Source organism: Streptomyces sp. NPDC096323 (assembly GCF_040302845.1).
In the GTDB taxonomy this organism is placed as follows: Bacteria; Actinomycetota; Actinomycetes; order Streptomycetales; family Streptomycetaceae; genus Streptomyces.
Window position 1 is genome coordinate 582,842 of sequence record NZ_JBEOSI010000001.1, and the last position, 15,211, is coordinate 598,052.

The 15,211-nt window shown below is 70.6% G+C and carries 16 protein-coding genes; 5 read left to right on the forward strand and 11 right to left on the reverse strand.

Going from position 1 to position 15,211, the window contains the following annotated elements; all coding sequences use genetic code 11:
- Nucleotides 1–2: 2 nt before the first annotated feature.
- From hpnD to ABTX18_RS02650, 9 genes are all read right to left on the reverse strand, one after another.
- Nucleotides 3–923, reverse strand: a complete 921-nt coding sequence (hpnD, locus tag ABTX18_RS02610; RefSeq protein WP_352120889.1) for a presqualene diphosphate synthase HpnD — start codon at nucleotides 921–923, stop codon at nucleotides 3–5.
- A 29-nt stretch (nucleotides 924–952) separates the two neighbouring features.
- Nucleotides 953–1,873, reverse strand: coding sequence for a squalene synthase HpnC (hpnC, locus tag ABTX18_RS02615; protein WP_352120890.1), 921 nt, complete (start codon nucleotides 1,871–1,873; stop codon nucleotides 953–955).
- 447 nt (nucleotides 1,874–2,320) lie between these two features.
- Nucleotides 2,321–3,106: an ABC transporter ATP-binding protein gene (locus ABTX18_RS02620; protein ID WP_352120891.1), complete on the reverse strand. Its 786-nt coding sequence runs from the start codon at nucleotides 3,104–3,106 to the stop codon at nucleotides 2,321–2,323.
- Nucleotides 3,099–4,028, reverse strand: a complete 930-nt coding sequence (locus ABTX18_RS02625) for an ABC transporter permease (RefSeq protein ID WP_352120892.1) — start codon at nucleotides 4,026–4,028, stop codon at nucleotides 3,099–3,101. The genes ABTX18_RS02620 and ABTX18_RS02625 overlap by 8 nt, the downstream gene beginning before the upstream one ends.
- Nucleotides 4,029–4,134: 106 nt before the next feature.
- Nucleotides 4,135–5,007 carry a glycosyltransferase family 2 protein gene (locus ABTX18_RS02630; protein WP_352121152.1) on the reverse strand — a complete coding sequence of 291 codons (873 nt, stop codon included), beginning with the start codon at nucleotides 5,005–5,007 and terminating at the stop codon, nucleotides 4,135–4,137.
- A gap of 8 nt (nucleotides 5,008–5,015) precedes the next feature.
- Nucleotides 5,016–5,795 (reverse strand): CDP-alcohol phosphatidyltransferase family protein, encoded by a 780-nt coding sequence (locus ABTX18_RS02635; protein WP_136324842.1) that lies wholly within the window; start codon nucleotides 5,793–5,795, stop codon nucleotides 5,016–5,018.
- The gene (locus tag ABTX18_RS02640; RefSeq protein WP_352120893.1) at nucleotides 5,773–6,834 is read right to left on the reverse strand and encodes an iron-containing alcohol dehydrogenase family protein; all 1,062 of its coding nucleotides are present in this window, start codon (nucleotides 6,832–6,834) and stop codon (nucleotides 5,773–5,775) included. Before ABTX18_RS02640 ends, ABTX18_RS02635 begins: the two co-directional genes overlap by 23 nt.
- Nucleotides 6,822–7,559, reverse strand: coding sequence for a phosphocholine cytidylyltransferase family protein (locus ABTX18_RS02645; RefSeq protein ID WP_352120894.1), 738 nt, complete (start codon nucleotides 7,557–7,559; stop codon nucleotides 6,822–6,824). Before ABTX18_RS02645 ends, ABTX18_RS02640 begins: the two co-directional genes overlap by 13 nt.
- Entirely contained in the window at nucleotides 7,556–9,343 is a 1,788-nt protein-coding gene (locus ABTX18_RS02650; protein ID WP_503061087.1) for a DUF5941 domain-containing protein, read from the reverse strand. The genes ABTX18_RS02645 and ABTX18_RS02650 overlap by 4 nt, the downstream gene beginning before the upstream one ends.
- Nucleotides 9,344–9,650: 307 nt before the next feature.
- Here ABTX18_RS02650 and galE point away from each other — a divergent pair, with 307 nt between their 5' ends.
- The 4 genes from galE (at nucleotide 9,651) to idi (ending at nucleotide 13,130) form a co-directional block, all read left to right on the forward strand.
- Nucleotides 9,651–10,634: a UDP-glucose 4-epimerase GalE gene (gene galE, locus ABTX18_RS02655; RefSeq protein ID WP_352120895.1), complete on the forward strand. Its 984-nt coding sequence runs from the start codon at nucleotides 9,651–9,653 to the stop codon at nucleotides 10,632–10,634.
- Nucleotides 10,635–10,802: 168 nt separating this feature from the next.
- Entirely contained in the window at nucleotides 10,803–11,744 is a 942-nt protein-coding gene (locus tag ABTX18_RS02660; protein WP_352120896.1) for a cation diffusion facilitator family transporter, read from the forward strand.
- A 62-nt stretch (nucleotides 11,745–11,806) separates the two neighbouring features.
- Entirely contained in the window at nucleotides 11,807–12,388 is a 582-nt protein-coding gene (locus ABTX18_RS02665; protein WP_352120897.1) for a GNAT family N-acetyltransferase, read from the forward strand.
- A 148-nt stretch (nucleotides 12,389–12,536) separates the two neighbouring features.
- Nucleotides 12,537–13,130, forward strand: a complete 594-nt coding sequence (gene idi, locus ABTX18_RS02670; RefSeq protein ID WP_352120898.1) for an isopentenyl-diphosphate Delta-isomerase — start codon at nucleotides 12,537–12,539, stop codon at nucleotides 13,128–13,130.
- 24 nt (nucleotides 13,131–13,154) lie between these two features.
- On the opposite strand, the gene ABTX18_RS02675 is transcribed toward idi, so the two are convergent.
- Both ABTX18_RS02675 and ABTX18_RS02680 read right to left on the reverse strand, forming a co-directional pair.
- A complete protein-coding gene (locus ABTX18_RS02675; protein ID WP_352120899.1) occupies nucleotides 13,155–13,610 on the reverse strand; it encodes an ATP-binding protein in 456 nt (151 codons plus the stop codon).
- Nucleotides 13,611–13,744: 134 nt separating this feature from the next.
- Entirely contained in the window at nucleotides 13,745–14,368 is a 624-nt protein-coding gene (locus ABTX18_RS02680; RefSeq protein WP_352120900.1) for an HdeD family acid-resistance protein, read from the reverse strand.
- An 80-nt stretch (nucleotides 14,369–14,448) separates the two neighbouring features.
- Here ABTX18_RS02680 and ABTX18_RS02685 point away from each other — a divergent pair, with 80 nt between their 5' ends.
- Nucleotides 14,449–15,207: an enoyl-CoA hydratase/isomerase family protein gene (locus ABTX18_RS02685; RefSeq protein WP_352120901.1), complete on the forward strand. Its 759-nt coding sequence runs from the start codon at nucleotides 14,449–14,451 to the stop codon at nucleotides 15,205–15,207.
- Nucleotides 15,208–15,211: the final 4 nt, after the last annotated feature.

Consider the following 15,211-nt stretch of genomic DNA (forward strand, 5'->3'; position numbering starts at 1 on the left):
ATTCAGACACGCCCCCTGATCGTGCGGCGCGACATGTGGCGCGCGTCGAGACCCGACAGACCGCGCACCGCCACGTACGCCTTCTCGTGGCCCGGGAGCGAGACCCGGCCGCGCAGCACCGCCTCGGGGTCGCGCTCGATCCGGTCGAGGAGCCGGCGGTAGATGCCGGCCATGGCCGCCACACAGGCCCCGCTGCGCCGGTCGAGCATCGGCAGCAGCCGGTAGCCCTCGGCGAACAGGGCCCGGGCGCGACGGACCTCGAAGTGCACCAGCCCGGCGAAGTCGGAGCCGGGCGGCGGGGTGGCCCGGTGGAAGCCTGCGGAGCAGCCGAACTTGGCGAGGTCGTCGGCGGGGAGGTAGGTCCGCCCGTTGCCCGCGTCCTCGCGCACGTCACGCAGGATGTTCGTCAACTGGAGGGCGAGGCCGAGCGTGTCGGCGTACTCGGCGGCGCGCTCGGAGCCCGGGGCGCCGGGCTCCGTACCGAAGACGCCCAGGCTGAGCCGGCCGATGGCGCCCGCGACGCACCGGCAGTAGACCTTGAGGTCGTCCCACGTCTCGTAGGTCGCGCCGCGCACGTCCATCAGCACCCCGTCGATGAGCTCGTCGAGCCCTTCGAGCGGCAGCGGGAACCGTCGGGCGGCGTCGGCGAGCGCGACGGCCACCGGGTCGGTGTCGTCCTCGTCGACCGCACCGCCACGGATCCGGTCCAGCACCGCGCGGGTGCTCTCCAGGCGGACGCGCTTGGTCTCCGGCTCCAGTTCGCCGTCACCGATGTCGTCGACCCGTCGGGAGAAGGCGTACAGGGCCGACATGGCCTGCCGCTTCTCGGCGGGCAGCAGCCTGATGCCGTAGGCGAAGTTACGCGCCTGCTGTCCGGTGACCGCCTCGCAGTAACTGTATGCGGCCTGTACCGGTGCCGACATGTACGTCGTCTGTCCCTCCACGGTCCGGCTCACCCCTCTCTACGCGCTCTTCGCAAAACAACTCCCACCTCGCGCAGCAGGCTGGGCTTGGTGGGTTTGGGGGGTCCGGGCAGTACGTCGAACCCGGCGGCCGCGATCGCGGTGAGGGCGGCACGCCCCCCTCCCACGAATCCGGCGAGAAGCAGCTTGAGCCTGCCGTGGACGCTACCCACCAAGGGGGTGCCTTCATTCAGCAGATTCCCGGCGCGTTCGGCCTCGTACGCGATCAGCGCCCGCACCGATGCGTTCCCGGAGGGTGCCGCCAGGTCGGATTCGGTGACATGGAACCTGGCCATGTCGTCGGCCGGCAGATAGATCCGGTCACGGCCGAGGTCCTCGGCGACGTCCTGGAGGTGCTCGACGATCTGCAGCGCGGTGCAGACGGCGTCGGAGCGGCGGACGCGCTCGGGACTCGCGGTGCCGGTGAGCTGGAGGACCAGGCGGCCGACGGGGTTGGCGGAGAGTTCGCAGTACGCGAGGAGCTCCTCGTACGTCCCGTAGCGGCGGATCTTCTGGTCCTGCCGGTTGGCCTCGATGAGGCCGAGGAAGGGTTCGGGGGTGAGCGCGCGGCGCCGCACGGTGGGGCGCAGGGCCTGAAGGAGCGGGTGGTGCGGAGTCTCGCCGGTGGCGGCGAAGATCCGGCGCAGGTCCGTTTCGAGTGCGTCGAGCATGCCGAGCCGGTCCTCGCCCTGGGCCGGGTCGAGACCGAGGTGCCGTGCGTCGGCGCCGCCGGGGGCGAGGTCGCCGTCACCGATGTCGTCGACGAGCCGGGCGAAGCCGTAGACGGCCATCAGATCGTCGCGCCAGGCGCGCGGCAGGAAGAAGGGGGCCACCGGAAAGTTCTCGTCGGCGGCCTTGTCAAGGGTTCCGGGTACGGCGGAATCAAGCCGCGCCTGCGGGGTACGGGTCACTGCGTACCGCCCTGCGCGGGGACGGCGTGAGCACCTCGGAGCTGGAGATCGTCCGTCATAGCCGTCACATCTCCCGTTCTACACTGCTGACCCAAAACAACCCATTCCGGACACGCCGCCCGCTCTCCCGAGTGCGGAGGGCGACTGCGGGCCGTCCTCCCGGGCGGTATCGCCCCACTTGCAACGAATCAGCACCGGTACAGCTTACGTTGCACAACACCCATCCCCGCGCCGGGGTGCGGGGCGTGCGGAACCTGCGCCGTTCGCCCTGTCAACTTTCCCCTTACGCAAGGAAATTGACGTCATCCGGCGGGAGGAGATCTTGCGGACGATGTACGACGAGCCGTGGAGAGACCCTAGGACCCGGTCCACGGTCCGCAAGCAGCGCGGCGGCCCGGGCCGGAAGGTCCGGCCGGGGCCGCCGCGGTGCGCGACTTCGGTGACGCGCTACTTGCCCGTCTCGCGCTCGTACGCCTTGAGCACCTCGTCGGTAGGGCCGTCCATCAGCAGTTCGCCCTTTTCCAGCCACAGCACGCGGTCGCAGGTGTCCCTGATCGACTTGTTGCTGTGACTGACCAGGAAGACGGTCCCGGCCTCCTTGCGCAGCTCGCGGATGCGCTCCTCGGAGCGGATCTGGAACTTGCGGTCACCGGTCGCCAGCGCCTCGTCGATCATGAGGACGTCGTGGTTCTTGGCGGCAGCGATGGAGAAACGCAGCCGGGCGGCCATACCGGAGGAGTACGTCCGCATCGGCAGGGTGATGAAGTCACCCTTCTCGTTGATGCCCGAGAAGTCGACGATGTCCTGGTAACGCTCGCGGATCTCCTCACGGCTCATGCCCATGGCGAGACCGCCGAGAACGACGTTGCGCTCGCCCGTCAGGTCGCTCATCAGCGCCGCGTTCACGCCCAGCAGCGAGGGCTGTCCGTCCGTGTACACCTTGCCCTGCTCGGTCGGCAGGAGTCCGGCGATGGCCCGCAGCAGGGTGGACTTGCCGGAACCGTTCGTACCGATGAGGCCGATGGCCTCGCCCCGGTAGGAGGTGAAGGAGACACCGCGTACGGCGTGCACCTTCCGGACCCCGCGCTCCTCGCCCTTGCCGCGGCGCAGTATCCGGCTCAGTGCGGCGGTGGCGCCGCCCTTGCCACCGCCGGCGCCGTTGACGCGGTACACGATGTGCACGTCGTCGGCGATCACGGTGGGGACGCGCCCCGCTGTGTTGTCCTCAGCCACGGCCGTACCGCTCCTCTGCCTTCCAGAAGTACACGAAGCCCAGCACGCCCACCAGGACCGCCCAGGCCAGTCCCGCCACCCAGACGTGCGCCGGCAGGTTCTCCGAGCCGTAACCGTCGATCATCGCGAACCGGATGAGGTCCATGTAGATGGCCGCGGGGTTGTACTGCAGCACATCGGCGATCCAGGCCGGCTTGTCGGCGAGCATGATCGGGATGGAGAACATGACGCCGGAGGCGTACATCCAGGTCCGCATGACGAACGGCATCAGCTGGGCGAGGTCGGGCGTCTTGGCCCCGAGCCTCGCCATGATCAGCGCCAGTCCGGTGTTGAAGAGGAACTGCATGGCGAGCGCCGGAATCACCAGCAGCCAGGAGAGGCTCGGATAACTGCCGAGGCCCGCCGTCACCGCGACCAGCACGATCATCGAGTACAGCAGCTGCTGGAGCTGCTGGAGGGAGAACGAGATGGGCAGCGACGCGCGCGGGAAGTGCAGCGCACGCACCAGCCCGAGGTTGCCGGAGATCGCGCGGACCCCGGCCATCACCGAGCTCTGGGTGAAGGTGAAGACGAAGACCCCGGTCACCAGGAACGGGATGAAGACCTCCGGTTCCATCCCCTTCTTCGTACCGAGAATCACACCGAAGATGACGAAGTAGACCCCGGCGTTCAGGAGCGGAGTGGCCACCTGCCACAACTGGCCGAGCTTGGCCTGGCTGTACTGAGCGGTCAGCTTGGCCCGGGAGAACGCCATGATGAAGTGGCGTCGCCCGCGGAGCTGGCGCACGTACTCCAGGAGTCCGGGCCGGGCGCCGCTGACCGTCAGACCGTACTTCCTGGCCAGCGCGGCAGGGCTCAGGCCGTCGTCGGCCGATGGCGGGGTGCTCAACGCAACAGCACCGTCATGGGTTGTGTCACTCACCAGATGAAACTCTCGTATTCACACGCGCAGCCAGTTGCGGGCGCGCCTCAGGGCGGACAGGTCCCGACAAGAAAACTTAACCCTCATGCTCCCAGAGGCGGACCTCTCAGATGACCGGAGGGCGGCCGAGTCTGGTCAGCCGCCACACCGTACGCCACTTCATCGGACGGCGAGGTCCGCAGGGCGTCGACCAGCCTTCCCGGAAGCCGCCGAACCATGCCTTCAGCGCCGGGCCCGAGGGCCTGCGGAGCAGGGTCAGCAGCAGCCACACGCCGAGGTACACCGGAACCAGGGGCGCGGGCAGGTTGCGCCGGGCCAGCCAGACCCGGTTCCGGGCCACCATGCGGTGGTACACGGCATGCCGGGAGGGCGCGGTCGTGGGGTGGTTGAGGACCATGTCGGCGCGGTAGTCGATCTGCCAGCCGGCGTCCAGCGCCCGCCAGGCGAGGTCGGTCTCCTCGTGCGCGTAGAAGAAGTCGCCCGGCAGCGGGCCGACCTCGGCGATGACCCGGGTGCGTACGGCGTTGGCGCCGCCGAGGAAGGTCGTCACCCGCGAGGAGCGCATCGGATCGGCGGCGCGCAGCCGCGGGACGTGGCGGCGCTGGGTCTCGCCGGTGTCCGGGTCGGCGATCCGGAAGCTGATGATGCCGAGCCTCGGATCGGCCTCGAACGCCCGCCGGCACAGCTCGGCGGTGTCGGTGAGCGGCAGGTGCCCGTCGTCGTCGAGGAAGAGCAGCGCGTCGACGTCGGCGCCGGAGGGCCCGAAGGCCTCGATGCCCACGTTGCGGCCGCCGGGAATGCCCAGGTTCTCGGGCAGCTCGACGGTCCGGACACCGGCGGGGACCTCCGGAACGGGGGAACCGTTGCCGACGACGACCACCTCGATCCGGTCGCCCTCCTGCGCGGCGACCGAATCGAGAAGGGCACGCAGCTCGGCCGGGCGGTTGCCCATCGTGATGATGACCGCGCCGAGTTTCATGGGGGAGCTCACTTCAGCCTGCTCGATGCCAGCACGGACACGAGGTGGAGGAGGGTCTGGAGCAGCGCGATGCCGGCCAGCACCGCGACCGCGAGGCGGCTGAAGAACAGATCGTCGCGGACCGCGTCCAGGACGGCCGCGACCAGGATGACCAGCGACGCCTCGACGCACAGGATCAGCCGGTGGAACTTGAGCGCCCCGGCGGCCCGGCGGGCGAACGCCATACCGGACGAACGCGGCTCGGAGGCGGCCTCCTTGACCGGCGGCAGCCCGCCCTGGTGGCGTGCGACCCCGACCAGGTCGGTCTCGGCCTTGATCAGGATGGCGCCCAGCGCGGCGAGCGTGCCGAGGAAGGCCCACAGCCAGTCGATGCGCCCGGTGCCCCACAGGTCCGCGGCGCGCAGGCCGAAGCCGACCAGCACGGCGGCGTCACAGAGGTAGGCGCCGACCCGGTCCAGATAGACCCCGGCCAGGGAGAACTGCTTCTTCCAGCGGGCGAGCTCGCCGTCGACGCAGTCCAGCAGCAGATAGAGCTGGACCATGAGGACGCCGAGGAGCGCGCCGGGAATGCCCGGGACGAGCAGGGCCGGAGCGGCGAGCACACCGGCGACGGTCATCAGGTAGGTCAGCTGGTTGGGCGTCACCTTGGTGTTCACCAGGTAGCGGTCCACACGCAGCGAGACCTCGCGCATGTATATCCGCCCCGCCCAGTGTTCGCCGCTGCGCCGGTCCTTGACGCCCGGGGGGTGCACGACCGGACGGAGTTCAGCTACTGATGGTCTTGGCATAGTCGGCGTACGCGTCCCTGATCTGGTCGGTGGACAGGTTGAGGTGCTCCAGGACCGTGAAGCGTCCGGGGCGGGTCTGCGGGGCGTAGTCGACGGCCTGCACGAATTCGTCGACGGTGAAGCCGATCTCCTCGGGCAGGACCGGCAGTCCGTGCCGACGGAGCACGTCGGCGAAGAGCCCGGACTCCTCGCGGGCGCCGCGCAGGTGCATGGCGAAGGCGGCGCCGAGGCCGACCTGCTCGCCGTGGCTGGCGGCCCGCCTGGGGAAGAGCAGATCGAAGGCGTGGCTGATCTCGTGGCAGGCGCCGGACGACGGGCGGGTGTCCCCGCTGATCGAGATGGCGATGCCCGAGAGCACCAGCGACTCGGCCAGGACCGTGAGGAACTCGTCGTCGGCGACGGTGCCGGGGTGCCGCAGGACGGCTTCGCCCGCGGTACGGGCCATGGCGGCGGCCAGTCCGTCGATCTGCTCGTCGTTGACCTGGTGGGAGAGCTCCCAGTCGGCGATCGCGGAGATGTTGGAGATCGCGTCGCCGACGCCGGAGCGCACGAAGCGGTCCGGGGCCTGCCGGATCACCGAGAGGTCGATGACCATCGCGATGGGCATCGGGACACCGTAGGAGCCCCGGCCGTTGTCGTTGTCCAGGGTGGCTACGGGCGAGCACAGGCCGTCGTGGGCGAGGTTCGTGGCAACCGAGACCAGCGGCAGGCCGACGCGTGCCGCGGCGTACTTCGCCACATCGATGATCTTGCCGCCGCCGAGGCCGACCACGGCGTCGTAGCGCTTGCCCTTGATGTCGTCGGCCAGCTTCACCGCGGCATCGATGTCACCGCCGGCGACGCAGTACCAGTCGGCGCCCGGCAGCGCCGGGGCGAGCTTCTCGCGCAGGGCCTGCCCGGAGCCGCCGCTGATGGCGATCGCGAGCTTGCCGGACGCGGAGATCCGCTGGTCGGCGAGGAGGCCGGCCAGGTCGTCCATGGCGCCGCGGCTGATGTCGACGAAGACCGGGGAGGGGATGAGTCGGGTCAGTACCGGCATGCGATCTCCCTGCCCTTCGCGAGGTCGTCGTGGTTGTCGATCTCGACCCAGGTGACATCGCCGATGGGGGCCACGTCGACGGTGAAGCCGCGGTTGACGAGTTCCTGGTAGCCGTCCTCGTAGTAGAGGTCCGGGTCGCGTTCGAACGTCGCCTTGAGCGCGTCGGCGAGTTCCTCGGCGGCCTCGGCCTCGATGAGGGTGACGCCGATGTACTCGCCGGTGGCGGTGGCCGGGTCCATCAGCTTCGTGATCCGCCGCACACCCATGTCACCGTCGGTGATGACCTTCATCTCCTCGTCGGCGAGGTTCTTCACCGTGTCGAGGGCGAGGATGATCTTCTGGCCCTTGCCCCGGGCCTCCAGCAGGGTCCGCTCGACGGAGACCGGGTGGACGGTGTCGCCGTTGGCGAGGATCACGCCGCGCTTGAGTACCTCGCGGGCGCACCACAGGGAGTAGGCGTTGTTCCACTCCTCGGCCTTGTCGTTGTCGACGAGGGTGAGCTTCAGGCCGTACTTGGCCTCCAGCTCCTCCTTGCGGTCGTAGACGGCCTCCTTGCGGTAGCCGACGACGATCGCGACCTCGGTGAGCCCGATCTCGGCGAAGTTGGCCAGCGTCAGGTCGAGGACCGTCTTGTCGCCGTCCACCGGCACGAGGGCCTTGGGGAGCGTGTCGGTGTAGGGGCGCAGGCGCCTTCCTGCGCCGGCTGCCAGTACGAGGCCGATCATGCGGGTTCTCCTTCGTCGTGAACGGCGGGCGCCCCGGAGGACACCCAGAAGCGGATGGACTCCACGAGCACGACCAGGGCCACGGCCACCGCGAGCACGGTGAGGGCCACGGCGAAGTCGGAGGGCCCCGTGAGTACGGCGGCGAGTACGGCCACCACCAGGGTCCGGCCCTCGTGCCCGCCGATCGTGCGCACCAGCCACCGGGGCGGGGCGCCGGTGCCGCCTCGGATGCGGTACACCGTGTCGTAGTGATGGTAGGCGACCGCCGAAACGAGGCCGAAGGCCGCGGGAAGCGCTCCGTCGACGCCGCTGCGGGCGGCCAGGACGAGGATCGTGCAGTACTCCGCCGCCCGGAAGACGGGGGGGACGAGCCAGTCGAGTGCGCCCTTGAGCGGGCGGGCGACGGCTATGCCCGAGCAGATCGCGTAGAAGACGGCGGCGGCGATCATCTGCCCGCTGCCGAAGGGCTGCTGCAGCGCGGCGGCTATCAGCGCGCCGGTGCCGACGACCGCCACCAGCGGGGCACTCCAGGCGCCGGGGATGCGGGGTCCGCGCGCCGCCACGAGTTCGGCGACCGGTCCGGAGTCGGCGAGGTCGGCGAGGGCCTGGGCGGCGCGGTCGGTGCGGTGCGCCTTGCGGGTCAGGGAGCGCAGCAGCCGGCCGGCCGTGGTGTAGCAGGCCGCGAAGGCGCAGCCGACGAGCAGCGCGTAGAAGACGATCCGGGGTGTGGTGAGCGCGGTCAGCACGGCGATCATGGCCCAGCGCTCACCGATCGGGAGCACGATCATGCGGCGTACCCAGACCGTCCAGCCGACGCTGTCGAGCTTGTCGGAGAGGGCGGCGGTGGGGCTGGAGTTCGCGACCGCGTCGTGGTTCGCCTCGTTGAACGAGAAGTCGATGACGTGCCGGCAGGACTGGAGCACCATCGCGCCGAGCGCCAGCGCCCAGACGTCGTCACCGCCGCGGGCGGCGCCGAGGGCGAGGCCCGCGTAGTAGGCGTACTCCTTGGCCCGGTCGAAGGTGGCGTCGAGCCAGGCTCCCATCGTCGAGTACTGCAGCGAGTAGCGGGCGAGCTGCCCGTCGGTGCAGTCCAGCACGAAGGAGAAGAGGAGCAGGAGACCGGCGGCGACGTATCCGCCGCGGGTGCCGGTGGCCGCGCAGCCCGCCGCGACCAGTGCCGTCAGCAGCGACGCGGTGGTGACCTGGTTCGGGGTGAATCCGCGGCGCGCGCACCAGCGGGCGATGTAGCGGGAGTACGGGCTGATGAAGTGCGTGGTGAAGAAGCCGTCACGGGCCTTCACGGCGCTGCGCAGCCGGACCGCCTCGTCGTCGACGGCGGCGACACCGCTCTGCGCGGCGGCGCGTGCGGCCTCGTCCGCCGGCACGGCGGCGACGAGCGAGCCGAGCTCCGGGCGCTGGACCGGGGTGCCCTCGGCGTCCATCGTGGCGGCGAGCCGCCCCGGCACGGTGCGGTCGGTGACCGCGACGGTGCTGCCGGGCGGGCCTGCGGGGACTCCCGCGCCGACCGCGTCGGTGGTGGTGCGCAGGGCGCGGACCAGGGCGGGGCGCGCCTCGGGCTGCGCGGTGAGCGCTCCGGGGACGGCGGCGGCGGGGAAGCGCGGATCGGTGAGTCCGAGCCGTAGGGCGTGGACATGACCGACGAAGCGGGGGTCGACGAGGGCGACGCGGCGCTCGGCCGGCACCGCGGACAGCAACCGGGCCGCCTCGGTGACGTCGGCGGCGGTCTGTACGTCGAAGCCCAGTGACCTCAGATCGTCCTGCAGCGAGGATCCGGGTACCGGAGCACCTGTGAGAATGGCGGTCGACAGACGAACTCACTCCTTGGTGCTGACACGGGTCGGCGCGCGACAGCGCGGGCCTGAATACGGCCGGCGGCATGTCGGCAGAGGCTATCGGATGAACGGAAGCGGGAGTTCACTGCCCGTTTGTGCTCCGTTCCGGCCGGACCGGCATCATCCGGCTCCGTCCGCGATCATCATCGTCGATGGCCGCCTCGCCTGACAAAACAGGTGTCCGGCGTCATGGGCGCGAGGACGTGCGTCCACAGCCGGACCCTCTAACCTGACCGGCATGACATGGCTGATCACCGGCGGAGCCGGATACATCGGGGCACACGTGGTGCGGGCGATGAGGGGAGCCGGGGAACGGGTGGTCGTCCTCGACGACCTCTCGACGGGCAATTCCGCCCGGCTGCCGGACGACGTTCCGCTGGTCCGGGGCTCGGCGGCCGACCGCTCGCTGCTGGACCGGGTGCTCGCGGAGCACGAGGTGACCGGTGTGGTGCATCTCGCAGCGAAGAAGCAGGTCGGCGAATCCGTCGAGAAGCCTTTCCTGTACTACCGGGAGAACGTCGCCGGACTGAACGTCCTCCTGGAGGCCGTCGTGGCCGCCGGGGTGCGGCGCTTCCTGTTCTCGTCGTCGGCCGCGGTCTACGGCGTACCGGAGGCGGAGCTGATCACCGAGGACGAGCCCTGCGCCCCGATCAATCCGTACGGCGAGACCAAGCTCGCCGGCGAGTGGCTGGTGCGGGCGGCCGGGCGGGCGCACGGTCTGTCCACCGGCTGTCTGCGTTACTTCAATGTGGCGGGCGCCGCCGAGCCGCACCTGTCGGACACCGGTGTCTTCAACGTGATTCCGATGTTCTTCGACCGGCTGACCCGCGGCGAGGCGCCGCGCATCTTCGGTGACGACTACCCCACACCGGACGGTACCTGCATCCGCGACTACATCCACGTGGCCGATCTGGCGGACGCGCACCTGGCCGTGGCCCGGCATCTGGCCGCGCAGGACGGCCCCGGGGACCTGACCGTGAACATCGGCCGCGGCGAGGGCGTCTCCGTGCGCGAGCTCGCCGGGCTGGTGGCGGACGTCACCGGCCATGAGGTGAAGCCTGAGACCCAAGCGCGCCGCCCGGGGGACGCCGCGAAGGCGGTCGCCTCGTGCGACCGGATGTCCGGCGAACTCGGCTGGACGGCCCGCCGCGGCGTGCGGGAGATGGTCGAGTCGGCCTGGCAGGGCTGGCTGCTGCACCATCCGGCCACGGCCGCGCAGTAAGGGGCAAACGGTCGGCGTCCGCCGCTCTGACCTGCGAGCATTTCCGCAGGTCAGAGCAGTTGACAACGGTGTTCAGTGCCGTGTTGCCCGATACCCCCCACCCGTAGTTCACTGACAGTGCCCGGACCATTCGCGTCCGGGCGACGCAGACGACCGGGAGGCGTCCCCATGGGGGCAGGGCACGATCACGGACATGCGCACCACGGGCCCGCACCCACGGGCACGGCAGCCGCCGCGTACAAGGGGCGGCTGAGGATCGCGCTGGGCATCACGCTCGCCGTGGCGGTCATGGAGGTCGTCGGAGGCGTGCTGTCGGGCTCGCTGGCGCTGATCGCCGACGCGGCCCATATGGCGACCGACGCCCTCGGTCTGGGCATGGCCCTGCTGGCGATCCACTTCGCCAACAGACAGGCCGGCCCCAACCGGACCTTCGGCTTCGCCCGTGCCGAGATCCTCGCCGCCCTGGCCAACTGCCTCCTGCTGCTGGGGGTGGGCGGCTATCTGCTCTTCGAGGCGGTCGAGCGCTTCCTCACCCCGGCCGAGACCCGGGGCGGCCTGACGATCGCCTTCGCGCTGGTCGGCCTGGTCGCGAACATGGTCTCGTTGTCACTGCTGGTGCGCGGGCAGAAGGACAGCCTCAATGTGCGCGGCGCCTATCTGGAGGTGCTCGCGGACGCCCTGGGCTCGGTGACCGTGCTGGTCTCGGCGGGCATCATTCTGGCGACCGGCTGGCAGGCCGCGGACCCGATCGCCTCGCTTGTCATCGGGCTGATGATCGTCCCGCGTACGGTGAAGCTGCTGCGCGAGACGTTGAACGTGCTGCTGGAGTCGGCGCCCCCGGGGGTCGACATGGGCGAGGTGCGCGACCACATCACGGCGCTGCCCGGGGTGCTGGACGTCCACGATCTGCACGCCTGGACGATCACCTCGGGGATGCCGGTGCTCTCCGCGCACGTGGTGGTGCAGCAGGAGCTCCTCGACTCGATCGGACACGAGAAGCTCCTTCATGAGCTGCAGGGCTGCCTCGGCGACCACTTCGACGTCGAGCACTGCACGTTCCAGCTGGAGCCGAGCGGCCACGCCGAGCACGAGGCGAGGCTCTGCCACTGACGCGGGGCGGTGCGAACCCCGCGGTGTAGGGTTTTCGAAGCGATGCACAAAACACTCAAGGGTTGCCCACGTTGACCGACGACGATCACTCCCTGAACGGCTCGCCCGCCTCTCCCCCGCACGCCGGCGATCGCGAGCATGTGTACGCCGCCCGCCCCGAGACGCCTGCCGACACCGCCTCCGTGCACGCGGTCAACGCCGCCGCGTTCCCGACGCCGGCCGAGGCCGATCTGGTCGACGCCCTGCGCCAGGATCCGTCGGCCTGGCTGCCCGGGCTCTCGTACGTCGCCGAGGCGCCCGACGGCTCCGTCGCCGCCTGCGCCCTGCTGACCCGCTGCCTGGTCGGTGGCGTCCCGGCACTCGCGCTGGCCCCGGTGGCCACCGCCCCCGCTCATCAGCGCCGCGGCGCCGGGCAGGCCGTCGTACGGGCCCTGCTCGATGCCGCACGCCGGCGCGGGGAGCCGCTGGTCCTGGTGCTCGGCCATCCCGAGTACTACCCGAAGTTCGGATTCGTGCCCGCGTCGCGGTACGGAATCCGGCCGGGTTTCGACGTACCGGACGAGGCGATGATGGCTCTGGTCCTCGATGATTCCGTGCCCGTTCCCCGGGGCATGATCGAGTATCCGGCGGCTTTCGGCGTCTGACGCACCTCCCGGGCCCGGCGCGCCCTGGAGGTGCGGTGGGGCCGGACATGCCAGGAGCCGAAGTGCGGACAAGCCGCTTTTGTACGGCAGACTTGAGCAGACTCGACGGGACCGGCGCTCGGGGCCGGGACCACAGCGAAGGATGGGTATGCCGACCACACCAGCCACCGCGGCGAACACCTCGTCGAACGGCGCAGCAGAAGCGATCATGCTCGAACTGGTCGACGAGAACGGCACCACCATCGGCACGGCGGAGAAGCTCGCCGCTCACCAGTCCCCCGGTCAACTGCACCGCGCGTTCTCCGTGTTCCTCTTCGACGAGCAGGGCCGGCTGCTGCTCCAGCGCCGCGCACTCGGCAAGTACCACTCCCCCGGAGTCTGGTCCAACACCTGTTGCGGGCACCCGTATCCGGGCGAGGCGCCCTTCGCCGCCGCCGCCCGGCGGACGTACGAGGAGCTGGGTGTCTCGCCCTCGCTGCTGGCCGAGGCGGGCACGGTGCGCTACAACCACCCGGATCCGGCGTCGGGTCTGGTCGAGCAGGAGTTCAACCACCTCTTCGTGGGCATGGCCCAGGAAAAGGTGAGCCCGGATCCCGATGAGGTGGGTGAGACGGCTTTCGTGACGGCCGGGGAGCTGGCCGAGCGGCACGCCGAGGCCCCGTTCTCCGCCTGGTTCATGACCGTGCTGGACGCCGCCCGTCCCGCGATCCGGGAGCTGACCGGACCGGCCGCCGGCTGGTAGGACGCGATCCGCCGGCGCGGGGGGTCACAGACGTGTGCGGAGCGGCAGCGCCGCCCAGATGACCTTTCCGCCGCCCGCGGTGTGCTCCACGTCGCAGGTCCCGCCCGCTTCGCGGGTGATCTCACGGACGAGCAGCAGCCCGCGCCCGCCGGTCTGGGCGTAGTCCGTCTCCAGCGCCGTCGGCCGGTAGGGGTGGTTGTCCTCGACGGACACCCTGATCCATTCCGCGCCCACGGCGACCTCGACCGCGAGCTCGGGCGAGAGCAGCGCGGCGTGCTTCACGGCGTTGGTCGCCAGCTCGGAGACGATGAGCAGCAGACCCTGGGCGATGTCGTCGTCCACGGGGACGCCCTGGCGTTCCAGCAGATCACGTACGGCGTGCCGGGCCTGGGGTACGGAGACGTCCGTGGCCGGGGCGGTGAACCGCCAGACCCCCTCGTACGACACGGGCCGGGCGGGGACACTCCCGCGGCTCTCCATTGTCCGGTACCCGCTCTCCACTCGATGGTGACTGCACGTCGAGTACAGGGTGCGGGGCGTAGTCGGTTCGACCCTTACCACTGAACAGAAGTCGACTTCAATCGACGGTAATTGACCGAATTTGCACGGGTGTTTCAGCTTTCGGACCGCTTGTTGTCCGCCTCCGGTGCTTCGTCCGCGCCCGTGCCGGGCGCCATCCGGTCCGAGACCATCGACACGATCCGGCGGCCCCCGACACCGATCGCGATGAGCCCGAGCCCGTCGAAGAGCAGGGCGAGCGAGAAGAAGCAGCCGAGCACGTAGAGGCTGCTGTGCGGCCAGTCGAAGAGGACCAGCAGGCCGAGCAGCAGGCCGAACGCCCCCTGCAGCAGCGTCCAGCCGAACTGCGGCCCGCGCACGACGACGCTGCCGACGAGACGGAAGACCCCGCCCGTCAGGAAGAGCAGCGCGGCGAACATGGTCAGCGCCTCGGCGGTGCCGTGGGGGTGGCGGATGACGACGACTCCGGCGGCGATGTTCAGCGCCGCGACCACCACGCCCAGCCAGAAGTAGCTGGTGCCGCGCGACTGGACCGCGTGGAGCAGCCCGACGAGACCGCCGATGAGCAGCAGCCAGCCGAACAGGATCATCGAGGTGAGCGTCGCCACGCCCGTGTAGACGAGGCCCACCAGACCGGCGACGACGAGCAGGATGCCGAGCAGGGCCAGACCGCTGAAACTGCGGTTGAGCTTCCTGCCCTCTTTCACGGTATCTGTCACCGCGGTCTCCTCAGGGTCCGTACCGGCTTCGCGACCCCTTCTTGATCATAGGTTCGAACGGCATGGATAGCATCCGGCGTATGGACCGCACGGAACCCCGGCTGGAGCACACCGTCGCTGACGGCGTGGCCACCGTCGTCATCAGCAACCCGGCCAAGCGCAACGCGATGACGGCCGCCATGTGGCAGACGCTGCCCGTGCTGCTCGACGGGCTGGCCGCCGATCCGTCGGTGCGCGCGCTGGTGCTGACCGGCGCCGGGGACACCTTCTGCGCGGGTGCGGACATCGCCTCGCTGCGCGACCCCGCGGGCGCGCCGCAGGGTCTCGCCGTGGCCGCCGAGGAGGCGCTGGCCGCCTTCCCGCGGCCGACGCTCGCCGCGGTGCGCGGCTACTGCGTCGGCGGGGGCAGCCAGCTGGCGGCCGCGTGCGACCTGCGGTTCGCGGAGGAGGGGGCGTCGTTCGGTGTCACCCCGGCCAGGCTCGGCATCGTCTACGCCGCGTCCTCCACCCGCCGGCTGGTCGCGCTGACCGGCCCGGCGACGGCCAAGCACCTCCTGTTCTCAGGCGAGCTGATCGGCACGGACCGGGCGCTGCGGACGGGGCTGGTGGACGAGGTGCTGCCCGCCGGCGAGCTGGACAAGCGGGTCGACGCGTACGTACGCACCCTGGTGTCCCGCTCGCAGCTGACCCAGGCGGCGGCCAAGGAGTTCGCGGCCGGGCGCGAGGACCGGGACGCGCACTGGGCGGAGCAGGCACGCCGCAGCGGCGACACCGCGGAGGGTGTCGCCGCGTTCCTGGAGCGCCGCGCCCCGCGCTTCACGTGGCCGGCTGGGGCGTAAAGAC